The organism is Candidatus Omnitrophota bacterium (assembly GCA_041649175.1).
Classification (GTDB): Bacteria; Omnitrophota; Gorgyraeia; order Zapsychrales; family JBAZNR01; genus JBAZNR01.
The window spans coordinates 559,168-583,512 of sequence record JBAZNR010000001.1 but is presented as its reverse complement, the minus strand read 5'-3'; the positions used below and the strand labels follow the sequence as shown (position 1 = coordinate 583,512).

Annotated in this window: 23 protein-coding genes and 2 tRNA genes; 9 read left to right on the top strand and 16 right to left on the bottom strand. The window is 43.1% G+C overall.

Annotated elements, in window-relative coordinates:
* The first annotated feature begins 10 nt into the window (after positions 1 to 10).
* Genes WC676_02135 through WC676_02110 form a run of 6 tightly spaced genes read left to right on the top strand, consistent with a single transcriptional unit; the run spans position 11 to position 4,620 of the window.
* The gene (locus tag WC676_02135; protein ID MFA5059408.1) at positions 11 to 589 is read left to right on the top strand and encodes a TetR/AcrR family transcriptional regulator; all 579 of its coding nucleotides are present in this window, start codon (positions 11 to 13) and stop codon (positions 587 to 589) included.
* The gene (locus WC676_02130) at positions 589 to 1,881 is read left to right on the top strand and encodes an alginate export family protein (protein ID MFA5059407.1); all 1,293 of its coding nucleotides are present in this window, start codon (positions 589 to 591) and stop codon (positions 1,879 to 1,881) included. The genes WC676_02135 and WC676_02130 overlap by 1 nt, the downstream gene beginning before the upstream one ends.
* Positions 1,882 to 1,904: 23 nt before the next feature.
* Entirely contained in the window at positions 1,905 to 2,663 is a 759-nt protein-coding gene (modA, locus tag WC676_02125) for a molybdate ABC transporter substrate-binding protein (protein ID MFA5059406.1), read from the top strand.
* The gene (locus tag WC676_02120) at positions 2,660 to 3,061 is read left to right on the top strand and encodes a TOBE domain-containing protein (GenBank protein ID MFA5059405.1); all 402 of its coding nucleotides are present in this window, start codon (positions 2,660 to 2,662) and stop codon (positions 3,059 to 3,061) included. The genes modA and WC676_02120 overlap by 4 nt, the downstream gene beginning before the upstream one ends.
* A gap of 6 nt (positions 3,062 to 3,067) precedes the next feature.
* Complete coding sequence (gene modB, locus WC676_02115) at positions 3,068 to 3,739, top strand: molybdate ABC transporter permease subunit (protein ID MFA5059404.1); 672 nt, start codon at positions 3,068 to 3,070, stop codon at positions 3,737 to 3,739.
* A 2-nt stretch (positions 3,740 to 3,741) separates the two neighbouring features.
* Positions 3,742 to 4,620 (top strand): ATP-binding cassette domain-containing protein, encoded by an 879-nt coding sequence (locus WC676_02110; GenBank protein ID MFA5059403.1) that lies wholly within the window; start codon positions 3,742 to 3,744, stop codon positions 4,618 to 4,620.
* A 1-nt stretch (position 4,621) separates the two neighbouring features.
* On the opposite strand, the gene WC676_02105 is transcribed toward WC676_02110, so the two are convergent.
* Together WC676_02105 and WC676_02100 are read right to left on the bottom strand one after the other, a co-directional pair.
* Positions 4,622 to 5,398, bottom strand: coding sequence for a dienelactone hydrolase family protein (locus WC676_02105; protein MFA5059402.1), 777 nt, complete (start codon positions 5,396 to 5,398; stop codon positions 4,622 to 4,624).
* A gap of 26 nt (positions 5,399 to 5,424) precedes the next feature.
* Positions 5,425 to 5,502, bottom strand: a tRNA-Glu gene (locus WC676_02100).
* Between the two features lie 155 nt (positions 5,503 to 5,657).
* Here WC676_02100 and WC676_02095 point away from each other — a divergent pair.
* From WC676_02095 to WC676_02085, 3 genes are read left to right on the top strand one after another with little or no spacing between them, the layout of a single operon-like run.
* The gene (locus WC676_02095; protein MFA5059401.1) at positions 5,658 to 6,878 is read left to right on the top strand and encodes an FIST N-terminal domain-containing protein; all 1,221 of its coding nucleotides are present in this window, start codon (positions 5,658 to 5,660) and stop codon (positions 6,876 to 6,878) included.
* Complete coding sequence (locus tag WC676_02090) at positions 6,865 to 8,391, top strand: ATP-binding protein (protein ID MFA5059400.1); 1,527 nt, start codon at positions 6,865 to 6,867, stop codon at positions 8,389 to 8,391. The genes WC676_02095 and WC676_02090 overlap by 14 nt, the downstream gene beginning before the upstream one ends.
* Before the next feature lie 10 nt (positions 8,392 to 8,401).
* Positions 8,402 to 9,331 carry a response regulator gene (locus tag WC676_02085; protein MFA5059399.1) on the top strand — a complete coding sequence of 310 codons (930 nt, stop codon included), beginning with the start codon at positions 8,402 to 8,404 and terminating at the stop codon, positions 9,329 to 9,331.
* Here the strand turns inward: WC676_02085 and WC676_02080 are convergent.
* The 14 genes from WC676_02080 to WC676_02015 form a co-directional block, all read right to left on the bottom strand.
* The gene (locus tag WC676_02080) at positions 9,328 to 9,510 is read right to left on the bottom strand and encodes a hypothetical protein (GenBank protein ID MFA5059398.1); all 183 of its coding nucleotides are present in this window, start codon (positions 9,508 to 9,510) and stop codon (positions 9,328 to 9,330) included. The two genes, WC676_02085 and WC676_02080, sit on opposite strands and share 4 nt — an antisense overlap.
* Positions 9,511 to 9,595: 85 nt before the next feature.
* A complete protein-coding gene (locus WC676_02075; GenBank protein MFA5059397.1) occupies positions 9,596 to 10,303 on the bottom strand; it encodes a ribulose-phosphate 3-epimerase in 708 nt (235 codons plus the stop codon).
* Positions 10,304 to 10,320: 17 nt separating this feature from the next.
* On the bottom strand, positions 10,321 to 11,244 hold the full coding sequence (locus WC676_02070) for a hypothetical protein (protein ID MFA5059396.1): 924 nt from the start codon (positions 11,242 to 11,244) through the stop codon (positions 10,321 to 10,323).
* A 215-nt stretch (positions 11,245 to 11,459) separates the two neighbouring features.
* Positions 11,460 to 11,541 (bottom strand) — tRNA-Leu (locus tag WC676_02065).
* A 136-nt stretch (positions 11,542 to 11,677) separates the two neighbouring features.
* Positions 11,678 to 13,336, bottom strand: coding sequence for a CTP synthase (locus tag WC676_02060; protein ID MFA5059395.1), 1,659 nt, complete (start codon positions 13,334 to 13,336; stop codon positions 11,678 to 11,680).
* Positions 13,337 to 13,339: 3 nt separating this feature from the next.
* The gene (gene purF / locus WC676_02055) at positions 13,340 to 14,722 is read right to left on the bottom strand and encodes an amidophosphoribosyltransferase (protein MFA5059394.1); all 1,383 of its coding nucleotides are present in this window, start codon (positions 14,720 to 14,722) and stop codon (positions 13,340 to 13,342) included.
* Positions 14,707 to 17,979, bottom strand: a complete 3,273-nt coding sequence (gene carB, locus WC676_02050) for a carbamoyl-phosphate synthase large subunit (GenBank protein ID MFA5059393.1) — start codon at positions 17,977 to 17,979, stop codon at positions 14,707 to 14,709. The genes purF and carB overlap by 16 nt, the downstream gene beginning before the upstream one ends.
* Before the next feature lie 3 nt (positions 17,980 to 17,982).
* Positions 17,983 to 19,089 carry a glutamine-hydrolyzing carbamoyl-phosphate synthase small subunit gene (carA, locus tag WC676_02045; GenBank protein ID MFA5059392.1) on the bottom strand — a complete coding sequence of 369 codons (1,107 nt, stop codon included), beginning with the start codon at positions 19,087 to 19,089 and terminating at the stop codon, positions 17,983 to 17,985.
* A gap of 215 nt (positions 19,090 to 19,304) precedes the next feature.
* Complete coding sequence (locus WC676_02040; GenBank protein ID MFA5059391.1) at positions 19,305 to 19,610, bottom strand: hypothetical protein; 306 nt, start codon at positions 19,608 to 19,610, stop codon at positions 19,305 to 19,307.
* Positions 19,611 to 19,752: 142 nt separating this feature from the next.
* Entirely contained in the window at positions 19,753 to 20,211 is a 459-nt protein-coding gene (locus WC676_02035) for an ureidoglycolate lyase (GenBank protein MFA5059390.1), read from the bottom strand.
* On the bottom strand, positions 20,177 to 20,638 hold the full coding sequence (locus WC676_02030) for a phage holin family protein (protein MFA5059389.1): 462 nt from the start codon (positions 20,636 to 20,638) through the stop codon (positions 20,177 to 20,179). Before WC676_02030 ends, WC676_02035 begins: the two co-directional genes overlap by 35 nt.
* 7 nt (positions 20,639 to 20,645) lie before the next feature.
* Positions 20,646 to 20,840 (bottom strand): hypothetical protein, encoded by a 195-nt coding sequence (locus WC676_02025; protein MFA5059388.1) that lies wholly within the window; start codon positions 20,838 to 20,840, stop codon positions 20,646 to 20,648.
* 164 nt (positions 20,841 to 21,004) lie between these two features.
* Positions 21,005 to 22,645, bottom strand: coding sequence for a glutamate synthase-related protein (locus tag WC676_02020; protein MFA5059387.1), 1,641 nt, complete (start codon positions 22,643 to 22,645; stop codon positions 21,005 to 21,007).
* A 238-nt stretch (positions 22,646 to 22,883) separates the two neighbouring features.
* Positions 22,884 to 24,323, bottom strand: coding sequence for a glutamate synthase subunit beta (locus tag WC676_02015; protein ID MFA5059386.1), 1,440 nt, complete (start codon positions 24,321 to 24,323; stop codon positions 22,884 to 22,886).
* Positions 24,324 to 24,345 lie beyond the last annotated feature (22 nt).

Here is a 24,345-nt window from a genome sequence, read left to right as displayed (position 1 = left end):
GGAGCATTTTATGCCTGAAACTCTTATCATAACAAAGATACTTGATGCCGCCCAAAACCGTATGGTCAAATTCGGTTACCGTAAAGTGACCATGGATGAGATCGCCGGCGATCTTGGCATGAGCAAAAATACCATTTATAAATATTTCACGGGCAAAGAAGAAATTGCCAAGTCGCTGGTCAATCGCTTGGAACAAAAAATCAATGAGAGCTTAGGTAAGATCGAAAAGACTGAAAAAGACCCTTTAAAAATTTTTACCGAAAGCATCTTACTTTTGCGCAAACAACTCGGCCCTTGGTTTGAATATTTCTTTAAAGAGATCCCTTCCGAGCTTCCTTCCCTATGGGAAGAATTTCTCCGTTATCGAAATGAAAAGATCTTAGGAATTCAATCCCTCGTTGAAAAAGGAATTAAAAAAGGCATTTTCCGTAAAATCAATGCGCCCATCGCTGTCCAAGCTTATCTAGGAACGGTCAAGGCCATTGTTAACCATAAATTCCTTGAACAAGAAAAGATTTCTTTCGATCAAGCGTTAGACGCCGTCTTAGATATATGGGCTAACGGTATTTTGAAGAAAGGGACGAAATAATGAAAAAACTTTGGCAGATATTCATCATTTTTTTCTTGGTTTTTGCTGCACGAGCTTCTTACGGCGAACAAGATAAAAGTGAATTTAACCAATGGCAATACAAGATCAACGCCGAGGAAAGATTCCGCCACGAATACAAAAAAGATTTTGATCTTAATAAAAGCGCCAAAGATAACGGCAGCCAGCTTTACCATCGCCTTCGCTTGGGAGTCAATGCGAGCTTAACGGATGAATACCTAAAACCAAAATTAGACATCTTCGTGGAAGGCTTGGACGCGCAAACCGGCGGCTATCAAACAAAAGCCGTATCCGCTCAAGTGGATGATTTTGATCTGCATCAAGCTTATTTCAATGTCTTTAACATTTTGGGATCAGATTTCGATATAAAGATCGGCCGGCAAGAAATCAAATATGGAAAAAGTCGTCTCATCGACGCGCCCACCTGGTCAAACCGTATCCGCAGTTTTGACGCCGCTGTTATTCATTATCACAAACAAGCATTATCCGTCGATGCCTTGTACGCTCAAGATGTAAAATTCGACGATAATAATTTTAACCGGTCGTTAGATGAGGAAAATTTATCAGGCTTGTATGCGAACTATCAAAAAGATAAAAAATCCCCTCTTTGGGAAGGATATTTCTTAACTCAAATTATCAGCAGCACCGACGCGCTTACCCGCCGTTACACAACAGGACTGCGCTGGCAGGGCGCATTACCAAATAATACTTTATTAGATATTGAAATTCCCTATCAATTTGGAGAGACCGGAACAAAAGATATCCGTGCTTACGCCTTTCATGCCGACATCTCCAAGGAATTCAGCCAAACTTTCTGGAAACCAAAAGCATCCTTTAGCTATGATGAAGCCTCCGGTGATAAAGACCCTAATGACAGTGTTTCCAATACATTTGTTCCGCTTTACCAATCCACTCACAGCCCATACGGGCTCATGGATCTTTTCCGATGGCAAAACATACGTAATCCGGAAGTAAGCGTCGTGCTCTCTCCGACGGAGAAACTTCGTTTTACACCGCAAGTTGATCTCTTCTGGCTTCAGAGCAAATATGACTCTTGGGTCAATTCATCCGGAACGGTTATCCGGAGCAAAACCGGCGGGGATAGAAATTATTTTGTTGGAACTGAATGGTCTTTGCGCGCCAACTATGACTTGAGCAAGAATATCAAATTAGAAGCAGGCTACGCGCATTTTTCTCCCGGCGGATACGCCAAAGACACCGGCGCCGACGACAGCGCTGATTGGTTTTATTCTCAGATCGCTTATAAATTCTAAGCTCGAAACATAGGAAAATTATTATGAAAATCAAGGTAATGACTTTATCGTTTCTTTTTGTTTTGCTTTTTTCGGTTTCTGCTTTTGCCGGAGATTTAACTGTCGCGGTAGCGGCTAACGTTCAATACACTTTTGAAGAACTGAAAACAGAATTTGAAAAAGAAACGGGGATCAGTATCAAGCCGGTATTCGGCTCATCAGGTAAGTTTACGGCACAGATCGAAAACGGTGCACCGTTTGACATTTTTCTTTCCGCCGACATGGAATATCCTCAAGCACTTGAGAAAGAAGGTTTAACGAGCAACGCAGCGAAAGTCTACGCTTACGGCACATTAGTCGTTTGGACAATGAACAATATTGATTTAACAAGGGGTATTGAAATTTTCAGTGATCCTAGCGTTAAAAAAATTTCCATCGCATCTCCTAAGACTGCCCCGTACGGACGTCAGGCTGTCAATGCGTTAAAACATTACAGTTTATATCCTAAGGTTAAGAAAAAACTTGTTTATGGCGAAAATATCGCGCAAACAAATCAATTCATCACAACCAAAGCTGCCGATTGCGGGATCACAGCTAAATCGATCGTGTTAGCACCTAATATGAAAGATTGGGGCCAGTGGATTGAAATTGAGAAAAATGCTTATGAACCGATCGCTCAGGGCGCTGTTATCCTTAAATACGCTCAAAAAAATAATCTTGAAGATGCTCAGAAATTCTTTGATTTTCTTTTTTCTAATAAGGCCAAAGAAATCTTCAAAAGATATGGATATATTCTCCCATGAATAAACTGAAAGGAAAGATCACGGAAATCAAAACGCATCATCACATATCCCTCGTCAGCGTTGGTGTAAATACCGACATCCTCCATGCCCTTGTGATAGAAACGCCTCAGACAGCTCCTTATTTGAAGATCGGCACGGAAGTTTCTCTTCTATTTAAAGAAACAGAAGTATCCTTGGCTAAAAATCTTTCCGGATTTATTTGCTTTGGCAACCGTATTAAAGCCAAGGTTTCCAAAATCGAACAAAACCCCCTCTTAGCTCAGGTTACTTTAAATTATTATGGTAAGAATATTACCTCTATTATCTCAGCTACAGCGATTGAACGCATGCAACTAAAAGAGAACGACGACGTAGAATGGCTCGTTAAGGCCAACGAAATTTCTATTCTCGCGGAGTAACAATCCATGCTTTATGATTGGCAGCCTTTATTTTTGACGTTTAAACTTGCATTGGTCACAACGCTTATTTTAATCGTCATTGGCATTCCCCTTTCGTACTGGTTAAGCTTCTCAAAACGAAAATTTAAATATATCATCGAAGCTTTGGTCAGCATGCCTTTGGCACTTCCTCCCACCGTTTTAGGATTTTATTTGTTGCTGATCTTTAGCCCCAATAATGCTTTAGGACATTTTCTGGAATCAACATTCGATATCCGTGTTGTGTTTTCCTTCTTGGGGCTCGTCATCGGTTCTGTCATTTTCAGCCTTCCTTTCATGGTCAATCCTCTTAAAGCGGGTTTTCAAAGCCTTCCGGCATATCTGACCGAAGTTTCTTACACTTTAGGAAAAACAAAATCAGAAACTCTTTTTAAGGTCCTCTTGCCAAGCCTTAAACCCTCTTTACTGACGGGAATCGTTATGAGTTTTGCTCACACAATAGGAGAATTCGGTGTCGTTTTAATGATCGGCGGCAGCATTCCCGGAAAAACAAAGGTTGCCTCTATCGCGATCTATGGAGAAGTAGAGGCGCTTAATTATTCGACAGCAAATTTCTATTCCCTTATCTTGGTCGGAACCTGTTTTCTTTTACTTTTTTCACTTTACTGGTTTAATAGAAGATCACCGCAAACTTTCTAATCATGATCAAAGCCGATATCAAAAAAGATTTAATGACCGCGCGCGGCCCCATGACGCTTAAAGTCAACTTTGAGGTCAACGAAGGCGATTTAGCCAGCTTTTTTGGAGAATCTGGGGCTGGAAAAACAACGATCTTAAGAATAATTTCCGGATTAGCAGATCCTGACCAAGGCAAGATCGAAGTTAACAATGAGATCTGGTTTGATAGCGATAAGGGCATTAACCTGGGCCCACAAAAAAGACAAGTTGGGTTTGTCTTCCAGAATTACAGCCTATTTGGCCACATGACCGTACGGCAGAACTTAGAATTTGCTTTGAGTGACCAGAAAAAACGAGGCCCTGTTGATGAACTTTTAGAAATCGTTCATTTAAAAGAATTACAAAATCAAAAGCCTCATCAATTGTCGGGCGGACAGCAGCAACGTGTGGCTTTGGCGCGAGCCGTTTTACGAAAACCAAAGATATTTCTTTTAGACGAACCTTTTTCTTGCTTAGATATGGACATGCGCCTAAAACTCCAAGATTCAATATTAAATATCTATAAACGCTTCAAAATCACCACGATCTTTGTTAGCCACAGCCTACCGGAAATCTTTAAAATGTCTTCAAAGGTTTTTATTTTAGAAAATGGAGAAATAAAAAAACAAGGTATTCCTGCTGAAGTTTTCTTAGAAAACCATTTAAGCGGAAAGTTTAAATTTACCGGAGAGATCATTGATATTCAAAAGGAGGAGTTTCTGAATATTGTCCTGGTCAGCGTAGGAAATCATTTGATCCGTGTTGTCGCCACAGATGAGGAGATGCAAGGCCTTCGTATCAACGACCGCATTATCGTCGCGTCAAAAGCCTTTAATCCCATCATTCTTAAACTTAATTCTTAAATTATTTGAAGATCTCCGCGAAGAATTGCTTCATCACTTCCCACGAACGCTCATCGGAAAGTTTATTATAAGCAGCGCCTTTGGATGAATCTGTTCCTGCATCAGGATTAGTGAAGCTATGGACGGTGTTGCCGTAAGAAATAAATTGCCAATCTGCTTTTCCTTTTTGCATCTCATCTTGAAAAGCTAAAACTTCCATTAAAGAAACGAACGGATCATCCGCGCCGTGCAAGACGAGGATCTTTCCTTTGAAATTCTTAATGTCCGTTGGATTGGGTGTGCCTAGCCCGCCGTGAAAACTCACCACTCCCTTAAGGTTCGCGCCGCTTCTGGCTAATTCCAATACGGTTGTTCCGCCGAAACAGTATCCAATGGCCGCCACACGTTTGGGGTCAACCAATGCGTGGTTTTGCAAAACATTTAAACCTGCCTTGGCACGCTCGCGCATAAGACTACGATCATTTTTATAAATACCGGCTTGCTGGGCTGCCTCTTCATTGCTTTGAGGTCTTATTCCCTTGCCATAAATATCAGCAGCGAAAGCAACAAATCCCAATGAAGCCAGTTTTTCAGCCCGCGTTTTTGTGTAAGGAACAATGCCTTTCCACTCGTGAACAACTAGAACCCCGGGACGCTTGCCTGCGAGCGCGTCATCATACGCCAAATAACCTTCCAAAAGAACATCACCTTGTTTGTATTCCACAGTTTCCGTATGAATGGCGGCAAAGACATTGCTGGCTGATAAGAAAATACATATCGTAAAAAACAGATAGCGCATTGATTTTTTCCTGATTATTTTATATTTGGTAGCCCCAACGAGATTCGAACTCGTGTTTTCTGCCTGAGAAGCAGACGTCCTGGACCAGGCTAGACGATGGGGCCTCATCTGAAAAGGTAAAAAAGCAAATGTGGATTAAAATCTTATCACATTCCCCCTCGAGGTCAACAAAAATTATTGACACTCCCTAAGGCAACGGATAGAATGAAACCGTTTCGTTAATTCTTATCCGGATTCTTCATTCTAGAAAACCATAAAAATGCCATCAAGCCATCTAAATCTTTCCTCCGTCGAAAAAACACATATCGGGATCGGTTTTAGCCGCGAATTAACAACCCTCTTGGCCGCTCGTGAGGCTGCCCTGGAAGCTAAAGCGCAAACCCGGCAGTCAAGCGTTGACGTTGCCATCGTTTTTTGCACACCTCACTACAGCCCGCTAGAAACGCTTCACGTGATCCGCCAAACCCTTAATCCCGCAAAAATAGTAGGATGCTCAACAGCCGGGCTTATCGTTTCATCAGCCGTGGAAATGCGCGGAATTACCATTATTGCCATTAGTTCGCAGGATATTAAATTCAGCGCAGCCGTCATGGAAAATATCGCACAAAATGACCTGCGCCCCTTGGGGGCAATGCTCGCAAAAAACATCGTCGGCAGCCCGGAACAAAGCAAGCGGCAATCTATGCTGCTTTTTTCTGATGGATTGATCGCAAATTATTCTCCGTTCATTACCGGTATCCAAGAAATGCTGGGGAGAATGTTCCCTATTGTCGGCGCTGGAAGCAGCGACCTTTTCCATTTTAAAGAAACACATCAATATTTTCAGGATAAACCTCTCACAAGATCCGTCGTTGCCCTTCTTTTGGGCGGACAGCTGACCGTGTCAACCGCCAGCCGCCACGGATGGAAGCCTTTAGGAAAACCGCGATACGTCGACAAAGTGGACAATCATGTCATTAAAACCATCGACGGGAAAAAAGCCTGCGCTATCTATGAGGATTATCTTAGCTTAGATTTCAAGAATCTTAAAAAAGCGCATGCCAACAATGAGCTGGCTCTTTATCCTTTAGGAATTTATCTAGAACATCACAAAGAATACCTTTTGCGTGATATCATCGATATTGCAGAAGACGGTAGTCTTGTTTGCCGGGGCGATATTCCCGCTGGCGCAGAAGTCCATGTCATGATCAATAATAAAGATTTCTGCAAATCCTCTGGCATTGAAGCCGCTTGGGATGTAAAAAGAAACTTAGCGGATAAACAGCCAAAACTTATTTTGATCTTTGAATCATTAACGCGCCATAAATTGCTCGGACGGGATTCGTCCGATGAGATCAAAAGCATTAAAGAGATCTTCGGTCCATCCGTCCCTGTCGCGGGAATGTATAGCTACGGTGAAATCTCTTTACTGAAATCTGAACAAAGCAATGAAGGCTCTCAGCTGCAAAACGGAACAATAACCATTTTTGCCATCGCCTAATATGGAAATATTTAAAACACTGTTTACCAAATCCCCCCTTGATCTTTTGTTGATCGTTGCCGGAGTCATCAGCCTTAGCGCTGTCGTCGTTTTGGCCGCTATCCTCTTACGAAAACTTGAACAAACACGAGAGCTTAAAAAGTCTTTCGAAAAATTAAATCGCTCTTTTAACGATCTTGACGAGCAGGCTAAATTGATCGTCCGCACAGATCTTGAACTCAACAAAGCCCAAGAAGAACTCGATAAAAGATTATCCAGCTTAGACGCCCTGCAGAGAACTTCCAGGCTCATTAGCACCACCTTAGATGCCAACGAGATCTTTAACCGATTAAACAAATCTTTAGTCAATGAATTAGGTTTTGAAAAATGCATGATCTTGGCCTTAGATAATGAGAAAAAGTTCCAATGCCGTATTGAAACAGGTTTCTCAAAAGAATCCGTCCAAAAAATATTACGTTTAAGCGAAGATCATTCCGCGCAAAATATCCTTAAAGAAGGGCGCATCTTCTCTTCGTTTAACGCGCCGAAACAAAAAAAAGAGAAGATCATCCAGATCTTTGATGTTGAGCATTTCATCTTAAGTCCCATCCTGTCTCAAGACGGAATGGTCGGCATTCTTTTTGTCGGTAATGCCTCTTTAGATGCCGCCATTACCCAGGGCGACGAGGAGCTCTTGTCGATCCTAGCCAATCAGGTCGGCCAATCTTTAGAAAATGCCCAACTTTTTGAGCAAGTTTATAACTCTCGCCAAGACCTGGAATCTAACATTCAAGACCGGACCCGAGAACTGGAGTTAGCTTTAGAAGAGGTCAAACGCATCAGCAAAATGAAATCAGAGTTCATTTCGGCTGTTTCGCACGAACTGCGTACACCGCTTACATCCATCAAAGGCTATGCGTCCATTTTGCTTGCCGGAAAACTAGGCGATATTCCGCAAGAAGTTAAAGAACGCTTGGAAAAGATCAACAAACATTCAGATAATTTAGTACGTTTTATCAATGACCTTTTGGACATTTCCCGTATTGAAGCCGGACGCGTTCAAATGACTTTTGACAAACATAACATTGCTACCTTAGTTGAGAATATTCGAGATCTATTAGCCCCCCAAATGAAAGAAAAGAATATTCAATTTTCCGTTAATCTCGCCGATCAGATCCCGATCCTCTTGATTGATGGAAGTCAGATCGAAAGGGTCTTTATCAATTTATTAGGTAATGCCGTTAAATTCACGCCAGTCAATGGCTCTATAACGCTGCGAGGAACACGTCAAAACAATGAAGTTCTTTTTGAGATCACCGATACCGGCATTGGCATTAAAGAAGCTGATGCCCCGCGATTATTTGATGAATTTTACCGTGTTGATAATGAGATCAACCAAAACGTTAAAGGATCCGGCTTGGGCCTCACGTTGGTTAAGAATATTGTAGAAGCGCATGGCGGGAAAATATGGCTCAACAGCAAACCCAGCCAAGGAACAACATTTTATTTTACCTTACCGATCAAAAACACTTAAGAGAGAACATATGGGAAAAGCAAGAATTTTAACGGTTGACGATGATCCGGATATTCTAGACGTTCTCAAACTCACTTTATCCGAGCGCTATGAAGTTTTTCAGGCCCAAAACGGCCAAGAGGGCTTAGATCTGGCGCGCGCTAAATCTCCCAACTTGGTCATCTGTGATTATAAAATGCCAATAATGGACGGGTTTCAATTCTGCCAGAGTTTAAAAAAAGATATTCTCATGCAGCATATCCCTATCATCATGCTCACCGGAAAAGGCGAAGTGAAAGATAAAGTTGGCGGTATTAACGCCGGAGCCGATGATTATATGGTCAAACCCTTTGAGCCGGAAGAACTCTTAGCGCGCATCCATATGCTATTACGGCGCACCGAGCGAAGCTTGGACGCCAATCCTCTATCGCATCTTCCGGGAAATGTTTCCATCATGGAAGAGTTTCAAAAACGCATTGACAGTAATACCAATTTTGCCGTCGGATACGCCGATCTAGACAAATTTAAAGCCTATAATGATAAATACGGGTTTGAGCACGGAGACAGTGTTATTAGAGAAACGGCCCGCGTTCTTATTAAAGCGGTTCGAGAAAAGGGCGGCATGGATGCCTTCTTAGGGCATGTCGGAGGTGATGATTTTGTTTTTGTCGCGGATGATGAAAAAACAGATGCCATTTGCCAAAAGATCATCGAAGAATTTGATAAAATTTCTCCCACCTTTTACAATGAAGAAGATAGAAAAAATGGATTTATTCTAGCCAAGGACCGGCAAAATAATGAGGTGAGAATAGGCCTTTTATCTATCTCCGTCGGTATCGTCAGCAGTGCCAGCCAAAAAATAACCCACATTGCTCAGATCGGTGAGATCGGAGCAGAATTAAAAAAATACGCCAAAAGCCTTGAAGGCAGTGTTTACGTTAGAAATAAAAGGAAGAATTAAGGCGGCGGTTCACCCATAATACCGTCGGTGACCTTATTGAAGAAAACATTGGCAGATTGTTGTGTACGCGGCAAGATCGTTTTAAATCCCACAAAAACAATAACCGCCACTAAAGCAAAGATCAAGAGATATTCAATGGCGGTTTGTGCTTTTTGAGATATTTTTCCGGCTGTCATCATCGTCATACTCCTCACTCAAATCATAACATACCCATCTGAGGAATTCAATTTCCGGCCAGTGTTTACGAAACTACAAATTAAAGATCTATTTTAGAGATTTAAGATACTTGACCGCCACTTTCGGGTCTTTCGCTCCGAAAAGATAGCTGGCTGTCGCCAAGATATTGACCCCCGCCTTAACCGCTAAAGGAGCTGTTTCGGCGTTTATACCGCCGTCGATGGCGATATCTTTTGAGAATACTTTGCGTAAAGCTTCTGCCTTGGGAAGCGCTACCGGCATAAATTTCTGCTTGGCAAATCCCGGATTGACCGACATCAACAAAACACCATCGATATCTTTTAAAAGGTTCTCAATGCAAAGAGGTGTTCCCGGATTGATCACCAAAAACACTTTTTTACCCTTTGTTCTTATCTTCACAATGTCTTTGCGGATCAAGTCTTCATTGAGCGATTCGATTTCCTTGGGGAATTTTCCCAAACCCTTTGATGCCTCTTTTAAAGGCCCGTAACATTCAACCTGAATTGAGATAATATCGCTTCCCGCGTTTAAAAAATCATCGATATACATCGACGGATTTTCGATCATGAGATGTGATTCAATAGGAAGCTTGGTTAAAGGGCGAATGGTTTCAACGATCAAAGGGCCGATCGTGATGTTAGGAACGAAATGTCCATCCATCACATCCACATGCAAAGCATCTACCCCGGCGTCTTCACAGCGCTTGATCTCATCGCCAAGTTTGGCAAAGTTGGCACAAAGGATGCTGGCGCTGACTTGAATAGGTTTAGGCATTATCTTTATTCCTTGCATTATTTGGCTTCTTCAACAACAGAACTTTTTTCTTTCTGAAATTCTCGGTATAACAGATAAGAAAAACTTACAAAATAAGAGCTCGTTAAAAAGCTAAAAAGATGTGAAAACAACTTTAGCAAAGCACTGATGAGCGTAGACGGCATCTGGAGCAAGATCAATTTCCCCATGAATTCTCCGATGGCAGTGATGATCAGAAACAAGATAACAAGAAGCGCCCAATATCCGGTAAATCGCCAGAAATTCGGCTTGATCATTTTCTTACTATACGCTAGCGCCTCAATCCCTCTTTTTTGATCTAAAACAACTGATAGGGCCGAATAAGCATAAAGAGTCATAAAAACAATGCCGGCGATCGTCATTGTTACCGTTGCAATGCCAAAGGCAACCTTCACCCCGATCGGAAGGTTTTCTATGATCCCCATAAAAGGACTAGGGTCGAGAGAATTACGATTTAAAGAGCGAAGGGCTTGCATCACCGCATAACCGATCGTGATCAAAAAAGGAAAGAACCAAAACAATAATCTGATAAAAACTAAAATGCTAGCCCACAAATAAGCGCTAAAAATCCCTGCCGCTTCTTGAATAGCCGTGATAGGACCTATCGGTATTTGCTCATCAACAGATTGAATGATCTTGATTGCTGCTATTCCGCTTAAAAAAGCTAACATCACCCATCCCAAAATACAGAAAATACCTAAAACAATGATCTGGGGATTACGCATGGCTTCTCGAAGAGCACTAGATGACTGAGGATTATCGGCGCGCATTAAAACCAACGCCAAGATCCAAAATACCGCAAAGATCACTAGAAGTGTTACGGCCGTCAAAAGGAAAATAACAAAAAGACGTCCCAGGCTCGCGACTGTAAGCGGCAAGCTGCTACTTAAAAGCTGGCCTAAATTTTTTTTATTATCAGGCATGAGGCGCCCTCCTTTGAGGATAGAACAGAAGCAGAAACATTCAGAATATAAAAGAGACGATATGTTTTGCCTTGAGAGGATCGTCTTTAAGAAAATCAATGCGCGGGGAGAGACTTCCCCGACGTTTTCTTAACATCTTTTATTGTAGTCGGGGTCCCGACGACCTTAATAAGAAATTCTAGATAACGTCGGGAGAACTCTAAGCCGCAAATCAATGCGCGGGGAGAGACTTGAACTCTCACGGGTTGCCCCACACGCCCCTCAAACGTGCGCGTATACCAATTCCGCCACCCGCGCGAAAACCTACCATAATGCTACTCTAGAAAAGGTTTGAAAGTCCCCGTTAGGGGACGCGAAAACCATTCTTGATTTCTTAAAAGAACAAGCTTGAGCGCCCCGCTGTCGCGGGGCGCGAAATTGCTCCAAATCTTTTTTACTGCTGCCCTTCAGAGATCGATTCTTCCGTATTCTTCAGTTTACGGTTCGACTGGGACCGTTTTTCTAATGACGCGGCAATAAAATGTGCAAACAAAGGATGTGCCCGGTCAGGCTTCGACTGAAATTCCGGATGAAACTGGCAGCCGACAAACCACGGATGATTTTTAAGCTCAACAATTTCCACTAAATCTTTACGCGTATTTAACCCGGCAAAGATCATGCCTTTTTTTTCGAACATTTTCCGATATTGATTATTAAGTTCATAACGATGACGATGCCGTTCCGTAATATTCTCTTTCTTATAGGCTTGAGCGCTTAACGTATGTTTCATTAATTTACATGGATACGAGCCTAAGCGCATGGTGGCACCCATATTCTTGACATGGGCTTGCTCTTCCAAAAGGCTAATGACCGGATATTTCGTTTCTTTATGGAATTCCGTCGAGTTAGCATCCTTAAGTCCACAAATATGACGGGCAAATTCGATGGTCGCCACCTGCATACCTAGACAGATCCCAAAATAAGGGATCTTATTAACACGGGCATATTCCACAGCCCGGATCTTTCCTTCGATCCCCCTGGTCCCAAATCCGCCGGGAATAAGAATGCCGTCCGACCCGCCTAATTTCTTTTGAGCGTTATGCTCGGTCAACTCTTCTGAGTCAACTTTATTGATGACAACTCTTGTGTCATTATAAATACCCCCATGAACTAACGCTTCATAAATTGATTTATAGGCATCCGGTAAGGCAATATATTTGCCGACAACCGAAATATTAACTTCCTTGGTAGGAGTTTTGACGCGTTTAATAACAATTTCCCGCCACTCTTTTAAGTCACGCTCTTCACTTTTAATATTTAATTTCTTTAAAATAAGGTCATCTAAATTTTCTTTGCGCAGCGCCAGCGGAACTTCGTAAATATGTTTTACATCTACCCCCTCAATAACGGCTTCCCGTTCCACATTGCAAAAAAGGGCTATTTTTTCTTTTTGTTCTTTGGGAATAGTCCGCTCCGTGCGGCACAACAAGATATCGGGAATAATACCAATTTCTCGAAGCCTCCCGACGCTGTGTTGCGTCGGTTTTGTTTTTTGTTCCCCGGCAGACTTTATGAACGGCAAAAGCGTTACATGAATATTGATCGCGTAATACATCCCCAATTCCCAGCGCAGTTGACGAATGGCTTCCAGAAAAGGCAAACTTTCAATATCGCCAACCGTTCCGCCGATCTCAACAATGGTAACATCAACATCGCGTTCATGCGAAACCGTTCTAATGCATTTTTTTATTTCATCGGTAATATGCGGAATGATCTGGACGGTTTTGCCTAAATAATCACCGCGGCGTTCTTTGGTAATGACCGAATAATAGATCTTTCCCGTCGTAATATTATTATCCTGGGTAAGATGGGCGTTAGTGAAGCGCTCATAATGGCCTAGATCTAGGTCTGTTTCAGCGCCGTCCTGAGTAACATAAACTTCCCCGTGCTGATAAGGGTTCATGGTGCCGGGATCCACATTGATATAAGGATCACACTTGATCAGAGTTACCTTAAGCCCGCGCGCCTCAAGGAGTTTTCCAATGGAGGCCGCCGCAATGCCTTTGCCTAAACTAGAAACAACACCACCCGTGACAAAAATGAATTTACTCATTTTTTACAATGCCCCTTCTAATAAATATTTGCTTTTGTTTTTAGGTATCGGAGCCGGATATTTTCCGGAAAAACACGCGTGGCAAAAATTCTTTGAATCTTTCATAACGCTTAACATGCCCTCTAGGCTTAAATATTCCAGCGAATCGACCCGAATAAAATCAGCAACCTCTTTGACCGTTTTATTGGCGGCGATCAACTCTTTTCGGTTAGGAAAATCGATGCCAAAGAAACAAGGAAACCTGATCGGCGGACAGCTGATGCGCATATGGATCTCTTTAGCGCCGGCTTTACGTAATTCTTCAATACGGCTGCGGCTGGTGGTCCCGCGCACAATAGAATCTTCCACCACAATGATCTTTTTATCTTTTAAAATATGATTGATAGGATTAAGCTTCACCCGCACTTTAAAATCACGCAAAAACTGCGACGGCTGAATAAAGGTACGCCCAATATAATGATGGCGGATCATCCCGATCTCTAAGGGAATATTTAATTGTTGTGAATATCCTACCGCGGCATAGTTACCTGAATCCGGAATAGCCATCACAAAATCAGCGCCCGCAACCGGGCTTTCTTTAGCTAACTGCATCCCTAAACGCTTACGTACTTCATAAACATTGTCATTAAAAATATTGCTGTCCGGGCGGGCAAAATAGATATTCTCAAAAATACAATAAGATTTGTTTTTTCCGGCAACCATCGGCAAGAAATGCGACTCAATTTGTCCATTTTTAATAAAGACCATTTCTCCGGGTTCGATCTCGCGGATAAATTCTGCCTTAATCAAATCCAAGGCGCATGTTTCGCTGGCTAAAACATAAGCATCATCCACTTTTCCTAGACATAAAGGCCTAAAGCCTTGCGGATCGCGCACGCCGACCAAACAATCTCCGACGAGAAAAACAGCCGAATAAGCCCCTTCTAATTGCGTAAATACGGCCGTAAACCAGCTTTTCAGGTCTCCATTTTTTGTTTTAGCCAAAAGATGGATAATGATCTCCGAATCCATCGTGGTCTGAAAAATAGAGCCTTCTTCTTCGAGTTTCTTATAAAGGGTTTGAGTATTGGTTAGATTCCCGTTGTGAGAGATCGCAACGGGTTTATTTTTATGAGTGACTAAAAATGGCTGGATATTTTTCGTATTGCTGGAGCCGGTCGTTGAATACCGGGAGTGGCCGATAGCCACTTTACCTTTAAGGCCTTTGAGGATGTCTTCGCTGAACCGGTCGGCGACTAATCCTAAGGCTTTACTGAGGTGGACTTTCTTGCCATCGTAGCTGGCAATGCCACAGGCTTCTTCGCCGCGATGTTGCAGAGCGTACAAACCTAAAAAGGCAAGTTTTGCCGCTTGTTTATGATTAGCAACCCCTACGATACCGCACATTGCTCATTCCTTCGGTTGTAATATTCTTGTAAGGATTGAACGCAAAAATCTGTTTGCAAACTTGACTCAATACCATTCACTGCCGCCCATGCCCCTTGAAGCGTTGTAATGCACGGGATATTATAAAGAATTGCCGCTGCGCGAATAGCGCGCATATCCGATTGACTTTTTTTACCGGAAGGAGTGTTGATTATCAAATTTATCTCACCTTTTTTAATTAATGTCAACAGATTGTTTTTGCCTTCCCCAAATTTATCGACCATTTCCACGTCCACACCGCTGGAACGTAAGACTTTGACCGTTCCCTTGGTTGCCACCAGTTTAAATCCTAGGTCGAATAGCTTTTTTGCTAGAAAAACGATGTGACGTTTATCCTGGTCATTGACGCTGATGAAGATCTTTCCTTTTTTGGGCAGTGCTTGGTTGGCACAGATCTGAGATTTGGCAAAGGCCGCGCCAAATGTCATATCAATACCCATCACTTCCCCGGTGGATTTCATTTCCGGCCCTAAAACAATATCAACACCTGAAAACCGCGAAAACGGCAGTACCGATTCTTTGACCGAGACATGAAGCAAGCTTTGCGGATCAATAAATTTAAAGTCGTCCACCTTTCTTCCGGTCATGATTTGAGCGGCTATTTTTGCCAACGGAGTTCCTGTGGCCTTGCTGACAAAAGGAACCGTGCGCGACGCCCTAGGATTAACTTCCAAAACGAAAATTGTTTCTCCTTTGATGGCAAATTGAATATTTAAAAGCCCCACCACTTTTAACCCTTGAGCGATGGAACAAGTAAACTTCTTAATATCGGCAATGATCTCTTCGCTTAAAGTATGCGGCGGTAAAACGCAGGCTGAATCCCCCGAATGAATTCCGGCATTTTCAATATGTTCCATAATTCCGGCGACAAATGTTTTTTCTCCGTCGCAGATACCGTCAACGTCCACTTCAATGGCGTCTTCAATAAATTTATCAATGAGAATGGGATGCCCCTGAGAAACTTCTTTTGCTTCTTCAATGAATGACAATAAAGATTCTTTATCATAAACAATGCGCATGGCCCGGCCGCCTAAAACGTAAGAAGGCCTGGCTAAAACAGGATAGCCGATACGAGATGCCACCTCAATAGCCTTTTCGGCAGACGTTGCCGAACCATTGGCGGGTTGAGACAATCCGATTTTCTCGATAAATTGCGAAAATTTCTTGCGGTCTTCGGCCAGATCAATAGACTCAACACTGGTCCCGATAATGGGAACTCCAGCTTTATGTAAACGGCGCGCTAAATTAAGCGGTGTTTGTCCCCCGAATTGTACGATCATGCCATCTGGCTTTTCCACATCCACAATGTTCATGACATCTTCAAAGGTGAGCGGTTCAAAATATAACCGGTCGGAAGTATCATAATCGGTAGAAACCGTTTCGGGATTGGAATTGACCATAATGGTTTCATAACCTAATTCTTTTAAAGCGAACGAAGCATGGCAGCAGCAATAATCGAACTCAATGCCTTGTCCAATGCGATTAGGCCCGCCGCCTAAGATCATGATCTTTTTGCGTTTTTCTTTGCTTAGTTTATTGAGCTTTTCATCTTGGATAACCGCTTCGTCTTCTGTTTCATAAGTGGAATAATAATACGGCGTATAGGCTTCAAATTCTGCCGCACAGGTATCGACCGATTTAAAGGTCGCTTTTATCCCAAGTTTCTTGCGCAGTTGGCGCACCTTTAGCTCATCGGTGGCCATGATCTGCGCCAACTGCGCATCACTAAACCCGAATTCTTTAGCCCGTCGTAACAATTCCACAGAAATATTCTTTTCTTTCTGGAAAGTTTCGATGAGCGTATTTTCAAATTCCAAGATCTCGGCAATATGCGCGATAAACCAAGGATCGATCTTGGTCCACTCATGAATCGTTTTCTGGCTTATCCCTTTTTGCAGAGCATATTTAATATAAAAAATGCGCGAGGCATTCGGTTGGCGTAATTTTAATTCGATCTTCTCATCGGGAATGTTGCGGTAATCCATTTTATTGTCCAAACCGATATGGCCGATCTCCAGGCCGCGCAATCCTTTTTGCAACGCTTCTTTAAAGGTGCGCCCAATGGCCATCGTTTCCCCGACGGATTTCATGGAAACACCTAAAATATCTTTAGCTTCCGGAAATTTCTCAAAGGTAAACCGAGGAATTTTGACAACGCAATAATCAATGGTCGGTTCAAACGAGGCAGGCGTTTCTTTGGTGATATCATTTCGAATTTCATCCAAAGAATACCCAACTGCTAATTTCGCGGCAAATTTCGCGATAGGAAATCCCGTTGCTTTACTGGCCAAGGCCGATGAGCGCGACACTCTTGGATTAACTTCGATAACAACCATACGCCCGGTTTGGGGATTAACCGCGAATTGAATATTGGAACCACCCGTCTCGACGCCAATTTCCCGGATCAAGCGAATAGAGGCATCACGCATTTCCTGATATTCCCGATCGGTCAAAGTTTGCGCCGGTGCCACAGTAATGCTATCACCCGTATGGATTCCCATCGGATCTAAATTTTCAATGGAGCAGACAATGACCACATTGTCTTTGTAATCACGCATAACTTCCAGCTCATATTCTTTCCATCCTTCGATGGATTCTTCGATCAAAACTTCGCCGATCATGCTGGATTCTAAACCTAAGGAAGCAACGCGCTCCAGTTCATCCATATCATGCACAATGCCGCCGCCGGTCCCGCCTAAGGTATAGCTAGGGCGAACGATCAGAGGAAATCCGATTGTCTCAACCGCTTTTTTGGCTTCTTCCAGCGTGTGGGCAAAACAGCTTTTGGGAACATCTAAACCGACTTCAAGAACGGCTTTCTTAAAACATTCCCGGTCTTCCGCCTTTTGAATAACTTCATAATTGGCGCCGATCATCTTGACATTGTATTGTTCAAAAACACCGCGTTTATAAAGCTGAACGGCTAAATTAAGTCCGGTTTGTCCGCCCAGCGTCGGTAAAACAGCATCGGGACGTTCTTTTTTGATGATCTGTTCTAGAAAATCTGCTGTTAAAGGCTCAATATAGGTGTGATCGGCAATTTCCGGATCCGTCATAATGGTGGCCGGGTTGGAATTGACCAGAACAATTTCATAACCTTCTTCCCGAAGCGCCTTACAGGCTTGCGTTCCCGAATAATCAAATTCGCACGCTTGGCCGATAATAATGGGGCCTGAACCAATGAGCAAAATCTTTTTTATATCACTACGGCGCGGCATAAATTACACAGGAACTTTCTTATTTTTATGTTCATTCATTAAACCGATAAATTTTTCAAACAAATATTGAGCATCATGCGGGCCCGGAGCGGCTTCAGGATGATATTGCACGGAAAATAGCGGATATTTCTTATGCTGCAATCCCTCTAAAGTATTATCGTTAAGATTGATATGGGTAATTTCAACATCTTCTTTAGGAAGGCTGTTAATGTCTACGCAAAATCCGTGATTCTGCGATGTAATACCGATCTTATTTAAGTTCAGGTCTTTCACGGGATGATTGGCACCGTGATGGCCGAATTTAAGTTTATACGTTGTCCCTTTTAGGGCCAACCCTAAGATCTGATGCCCTAAGCAAATCCCAAAAATCGGCGCTACGCCAATGAGTTCCTGAACGGTTTTGATGATATATGGCAGCGCGGCCGGATCGCCGGGGCCGTTGGAAAGGAAAATTCCGTCGGGATTAATTGATCTTATCTCTTGAGCGGAAGCGGTCGCCGGAAAAACATGGGTCTCACATCCTAAGTTTGCCAAGATGCGCAAAATATTGAATTTTATTCCGCAATCAATAGCCGCGACACGAAAGCGGTAATTTTTCCCGGGTTCCCAAATATATTTTTCTTTTGACGAAACTTCTCGCACCCAATCACTGCCCTCCATGGACGGAACAGCTTTTAATTTCTTACTTAAACTTTTTTTATCAAAATCTTCGGTTGAGATCATCGCCTTCATGGCTCCGAATAGGCGCAAATGACGCGTTAGGGCACGCGTATCAATGCCTTCAACAGCCATGATATTATTTTCATTCAAATAATCAATGAGTGATTTGGTCGCGCGGAAATTGGACGGAGTGCGGCAGAATTCTTTGACAATAAATCCTTTGACCCAGATCTTTTTGGACTCCATATCGTCCAAATTGATGCCATAATTTCCGATCAAAGGATAAGTCATCACCACGATCTGGCCGGCATAGGATGGATCGGTCAAAACTTCTTGATAGCCGCAAAGGGAGGTATTAAAGACAACTTCACCTGCGAATTCACCTGTCGTGAGGAGAGAGCGGCCCTCAAAGGTTTTTGCGTCTTCAAGGTATAGGATGGCTTTTTTCATCTGATCCTAAAGGCCGTAATCGTTGATGCGATGGGGAAAAATCTGCCCTTCGATATATTAGATAAACTTACTCTGTCAAACGAAAGATCGCTGCTGCCGTACTTCTTAAAAAGATTTCTTTTGGAAAAACTCCCTAAAAAATCCTCTACAACATCATATCGACTGTAGAGGATCTTTTAGTGCTTGAAACTTACAAAACTAAAAACCTAAGCGCTCTAATATCCTTTTTTTCCGGCTCGGCCAGCACCTTGGATAGAAACATTTTGAGCTGTTTTACTGCCGGCCTTGTGAATAATATTGATACGCTGCCCCTTCATAAGCGATCTGACTGTTCCAGCGTCTACATTGAACGTTGATAAAACACCGGCACCGTCTTTGATGGTCACTTGACTGTTCATGATATCCGTACTGACAACTTCACCGCGCGCGATCTGTATATCTCTCCTTAAAAGCGCGAAACTTGGCGATGCAAAAAATACAAGCGCGAACAACGCAACCAATCCAATAACAACTTTTTTCATTTCCCCCTCCTTGTTGTTGTAAAACTAAATTGTCGTTATTCGTTTTTTAAGACAGCATCATTATATCCATTGAAAACGGTTAGTCAAGTATAATCAGCGTGCCACTTTCTTAAAAATAACCCTAAAATTTAAAAAGATCACTTTATCTTTTCGAAGGCCCCAACAAACACCCTAAAGGCGCATAAACACAGCGCACGCTCGCATTTTCGGTAAGTTTTATTTCAGATTCCTTAGAAAGTGTTACAACCCCATGCCAAATACCTTTCTTTAAGATGATGGGACGATCCAAATAAAAACATTTGATATGGTTTTTACGTGGTTTTCTGGCCACATAAAGAAGTGTTTGGCCGGTAACAGGTTCGAAGCTTTCAAAAGAATGCGGGTGCTGTTCTAAACGCTTGATCATTTTATCGCGCAAAATAAGGTAGGCGATCCTCCAGCCACGATAAACCGGTTCTTTGACAACAATGCGAAATAAATTAACTTTTTTGCTTTTTTTTGCCTTTCCGGGATAGAAAATAACCCGGCCATAGGGCCGAAAGTTATCCGCGGTTATCTTTTTTGCTTTAATCGAAATTGATTCGCTGTTTGTCGTCGTCATCTTTCGTCGTCGCTTCCACATCGATCACATCATCATGAGGTGAACTGCGCATATTTTTATTTCCGTAAAAATAGAACTTGAATTGATGGGATGGATTCACAAAAAGGTTCAACAAAAAGCTGATCATGCTCAGCAACAGCGCTCCCCAAAAAGCACTTGAGAAATTAGCGATAGAAAATCCGTCAATTAATCTGGAAACAAGATAAAGCATAAATCCGTTAATAAAAAGCGTGAAGATGCCCAGCGTTGAAAAATTGATCGGCAAGGTCAATAAAAGGATCACCGGTTTTAAGCCGATATTAAAGACTCCCAGGACCAAAGCCGCGATCACCGTGATCAGCCAATGCTGGGATTGGATCCCGGGAACAACCCAAACAACGACCATCAACCCAAAAACGTTAATGATCCATTGGATGAAAAGAGGCATGCTTTCCTTAACCATTAATAGCCCTTAGAAATTTAGGAAATACCCTGGAAGGAATAACGATCTCAGTCACTGTATCCCTTGTCAGGTCTTCAAAAATGATCGTCGCTCCTTTGCGTCGATCATCATCGAAGAAATGTTTCACATAAATACTATGTTTAGCGCCGAGATAATCCCACTCGATCAAATCCGTGATCTTTGTCATCAAAGAATCTCCTTTAGGTTTTTAAGCTTGCCGTTATTTTACAGCCCGCGCCTGTTTACGGCAAGATAAAACATATTCTCTTTGTTAAAATTGTTAAAAAATCAAAAAGGCGCCCCGCCAATTTTTGGCGGGGCGCCTTTCTTTAACCTCTTTTCTTAACAGCTTTACTCTCCTAATATTTTCTTAGCACTTTCATCAAGCGCTTCGGTAATAAAAGGAATTCCTGTTTCTTGGGCTGTCTCTCGATTAGCCGCTAAAAGATCATCTCGGGAGATCTGTGTGACCGAGAATTTACGCACACCGGCGAGAAGTTGTTGTAAACCAGCCGTTAACTTATCCACCAAAGTCCACATGGCAACCGCCCCATAAGGAATGTCCTTCATATGGCTTGCCCCTACTTTTTTGCGCACATCATGATATCCGGAAAAGATCTCTTCCGGAGAAGCCCCAAAATGCGTGACATTTGCCGGCAGATCACTCCAATTGCCGTGCACTTTTTCTTTTCGGTCCGGATTAATAACGCCTTCGATATTCGACCCCAAAAATCCCGGGATCATCACCGCGCGGCCCATACACACCAGCTTCGTAAACGGCGCGCCTAAAGCCAGCGCTTTAAAAATATGATCTTCTCGCGCTAAGCCTCCGGCAAAAGCCATATCCACAACCTTATGTCCTTTACTGGCTAAAACAGACGCGTATTCATGAGCCTTCGCATGAAGTAAAAGTGACGGAACACCCCAAGTCTCCATCATATTCCACGGGCTCATCCCTGTTCCGCCACCGGATCCATCAATGGTCAATAGATCAAGTTCGGCTTCCGACGCGTATTTGATGGCCATGGCTAGTGCTTCCATCCCATAAGAACCTGTCTTTAATGTAATTCTTTTGTAGCCGATCTTACGTAAATACTCCACTTCCTTCATAAATTGTTCACGGACTTCTTCCGGATTGGCGGCATCCGTGCCTCCCAAACGGCTATGACGTGCGAATGTCTTGATCGCCCGTTCCTCAAAAGCTTTTTGCACCGTCGGATCCGTCGGATCGGGATCAACAATATAGCCGCGCTTCTTTAAGAAGATGGCATAATCAAGATTACTGACTTGGATCTCTCCGCCGATATCCTTTGCGCCTTGGCCCCATTTAAGCTCGATAATAACTTTATCACCATATTCTTTCATCAGATATTCGGCAACACCGTTACGAGTATCTTCCACGTTCATCTGAACAATGATAGCGCCAAATCCATCAAAGAACTTTAGATAGGTTTCAATTCGCCTGTCTAATTCCGGAGCTTTAATGATCTTTCCTTTTTTGATCTCTGATTCTTTGTCTACACCAACTACATTTTCTCCGACAACGATCGGCATCCCTACTAAAGCCGCACCGATAGCAAAGGAATCCCAATATTTCGCGGCAATAAAGGTAGAACCTAAAGCGCCCGTCATAATAGGAACACGGACCTTGGTTTCGATTTCCCTGCCAAATTTTGTTCCTACGTCAACATTGGGGAAGATACAATCGTCTGCCGAATTCGACAAACCTTTGGGAAGGCCGTGGGCTCCGTAATTGTAACCTTGAATTCTTAGCGAACTATAAGATACGCCAACGTGAGATGTATTTCTGCTTCCTGCGGTAATAACACCAAAATCGCGGGGGTAAAGAAGACTTCTGCCTCTTAAACTGGAAAGCCATGTTTCACATCTGCCCTTGCAATCCGCGCGGCACAATGTACACAAACCGGATTCCGCCGGATCACCACGATTAACTGCCCCGATCGCATCGTTAGTCTTAGGCCATTCAAGCATGGAACATCCTCCTCATCATTGAGCTGTTTCTAAAGAACTTCTTTGTCCTTTATCCAAACCAAAACAATTTATAGAACTTCATTGCCCTATAAATAGAGAAAACTTACCGGGACGTCATTGCCCCAATAAAGGGCAATATACTCTTGCGATTATTTTTTGTCAACCGTTCAGAAAATAATAAGGCCCATCCGCCAAACATTTTGGCGGATGGGCCTTCTAAAAATCTTTTTCTTTTCTATTATTTCTTCTTTTGAGCTAAAAGCCAGCTGTCAACGCCGACGGCGGCACTGCGGCCTTCATTAATCGCCCAAACGACCAGCGATTGGCCTCGGCGCATATCTCCGGCGGCAAAAACACCCGGAACAGAAGTCATCTTATGTTCATTGGTTTTAACATTACCACGCTCATCTAACGCAACGCCCAATTCTTCGATCATCCCCGACTTAACAGGGCCTAAAAATCCCATGGCCAGAAAAATAAGATCGGCATCAACCGTAAATTCTGACCCCAAAACTTCCTTCATCTCGGCGCGTCCGGTTTTTGGATCTTTGGCTCCAAATTCCAGGCGCACAGCATGAAGCTTCTTTAACTTTCCGCCTTCACCCGATAAACGTTTGGTCATAATGCAATAATCCTGCTCAACACCCTCTTCGTGTGACGTCGATTTTCTTTTGATCAGCGCCCATTGCGGCCAAGGATTATTGGCGCCGCGCTCTTTGGGCGGTTCGGGAAGAAGTTCAAATTGTTTGACCGAGAGAGCTCCTTGCCGATTAGCGGTCCCGACGCAATCTGAACCGGTATCACCGCCGCCTAAGACAATGACCTTTTTACCTTGCGCGTTAATTTTCGTTTTAGAGTCAATGCTCTGTCCGCGATTGATACGGTTTTGCTGAGGCAAATATTCCATCGCTTGATAAACGCCTTGAAGTTCACGGCCCGCAACCTGCAAGTCGCGCGGTGCTTCTGCGCCGCCGCAGAGAACAACCGCATCATATTTCTTAGCAAGTTCTTTACTGCTAATATCTTTCCCCACGTTGACTTTTGTTTTGAAAACAACACCTTCATCACGCATGCGGTTAGTTCGGCGGTCTATGACCCATTTTTCTAATTTAAAATCCGGAATGCCCAGCGCTAAAAGCCCGCCTAAATATTCATTTTTTTCATAGACCGTAACACTGTGTCCGGATTTGTTAAGTTGATCCGCGCAAGCTAAGCCCGCCGGGCCGGAGCCGATCACTGCTACTTTTTTTCCGGTACGGAATTTCGGCGGTTGCGGCCTCACCCAGCCTTTTTCATACGCTTTTTCAATAATGGAAAGTTCAATATTCTTAATGGTGACAGGAGGGCGATTGATCGCCAAAGTACAAGAATTTTCGCAAGGTGCCGGACAGACGCGGCCGGTAAATTCCGGGAAATTATTCGTTTTATGAAGCCGCTCGATGGCCTCTAACCAGCGGTCACGATAGACCAGATCATTCCAATCGGGAATAATGTTTCCAATCGGACAGCCTTGTTGACAAAACGGAATACCACAATCCATGCAGCGCCCGCCTTGTTTGCGCAAATCTTCGTCAGAAGGAGAAGCCGTAAATTCCTTCCAATGCTTTACGCGCTCAGCCGCAGGCTGTTTATCAAAATCCTGCCGATTATATTTCATAAAACCTTTTATATCACCCATAATGCTTTCCCTCTTAAATATC

Bases quoted from the DNA above. Each gene is read 5' to 3' on its own strand.
- WC676_02085 (MFA5059399.1), top strand. From the start codon at position 8,402: ATGGGAAAAGCAAGAATTTTAACGGTTGACGATGATCCGGATATTCTA.
- WC676_02015 (MFA5059386.1), bottom strand. From the start codon at position 24,323: ATGGGTGATATAAAAGGTTTTATGAAATATAATCGGCAGGATTTTGAT.
- WC676_02095 (MFA5059401.1), top strand. From the start codon at position 5,658: ATGCCATCAAGCCATCTAAATCTTTCCTCCGTCGAAAAAACACATATC.
- WC676_02075 (MFA5059397.1), bottom strand. From the start codon at position 10,303: ATGCCTAAACCTATTCAAGTCAGCGCCAGCATCCTTTGTGCCAACTTT.
- WC676_02070 (MFA5059396.1), bottom strand. From the start codon at position 11,244: ATGCCTGATAATAAAAAAAATTTAGGCCAGCTTTTAAGTAGCAGCTTG.
- modB (MFA5059404.1), top strand. From the start codon at position 3,068: ATGCTTTATGATTGGCAGCCTTTATTTTTGACGTTTAAACTTGCATTG.
- WC676_02020 (MFA5059387.1), bottom strand. From the start codon at position 22,645: ATGCTTGAATGGCCTAAGACTAACGATGCGATCGGGGCAGTTAATCGT.
- WC676_02080 (MFA5059398.1), bottom strand. From the start codon at position 9,510: ATGATGACAGCCGGAAAAATATCTCAAAAAGCACAAACCGCCATTGAA.
- WC676_02135 (MFA5059408.1), top strand. From the start codon at position 11: ATGCCTGAAACTCTTATCATAACAAAGATACTTGATGCCGCCCAAAAC.
- carA (MFA5059392.1), bottom strand. From the start codon at position 19,089: ATGAAAAAAGCCATCCTATACCTTGAAGACGCAAAAACCTTTGAGGGC.
- WC676_02060 (MFA5059395.1), bottom strand. From the start codon at position 13,336: ATGAGTAAATTCATTTTTGTCACGGGTGGTGTTGTTTCTAGTTTAGGC.
- carB (MFA5059393.1), bottom strand. From the start codon at position 17,979: ATGCCGCGCCGTAGTGATATAAAAAAGATTTTGCTCATTGGTTCAGGC.
- WC676_02105 (MFA5059402.1), bottom strand. From the start codon at position 5,398: ATGCGCTATCTGTTTTTTACGATATGTATTTTCTTATCAGCCAGCAAT.
- WC676_02120 (MFA5059405.1), top strand. From the start codon at position 2,660: ATGAATAAACTGAAAGGAAAGATCACGGAAATCAAAACGCATCATCAC.
- WC676_02035 (MFA5059390.1), bottom strand. From the start codon at position 20,211: ATGACGACGACAAACAGCGAATCAATTTCGATTAAAGCAAAAAAGATA.
- WC676_02130 (MFA5059407.1), top strand. From the start codon at position 589: ATGAAAAAACTTTGGCAGATATTCATCATTTTTTTCTTGGTTTTTGCT.
- WC676_02040 (MFA5059391.1), bottom strand. From the start codon at position 19,610: ATGAAAAAAGTTGTTATTGGATTGGTTGCGTTGTTCGCGCTTGTATTT.
- modA (MFA5059406.1), top strand. From the start codon at position 1,905: ATGAAAATCAAGGTAATGACTTTATCGTTTCTTTTTGTTTTGCTTTTT.
- WC676_02110 (MFA5059403.1), top strand. From the start codon at position 3,742: ATGATCAAAGCCGATATCAAAAAAGATTTAATGACCGCGCGCGGCCCC.
- WC676_02030 (MFA5059389.1), bottom strand. From the start codon at position 20,638: ATGCCTCTTTTCATCCAATGGATCATTAACGTTTTTGGGTTGATGGTC.
- purF (MFA5059394.1), bottom strand. From the start codon at position 14,722: ATGTGCGGTATCGTAGGGGTTGCTAATCATAAACAAGCGGCAAAACTT.
- WC676_02025 (MFA5059388.1), bottom strand. From the start codon at position 20,840: ATGACAAAGATCACGGATTTGATCGAGTGGGATTATCTCGGCGCTAAA.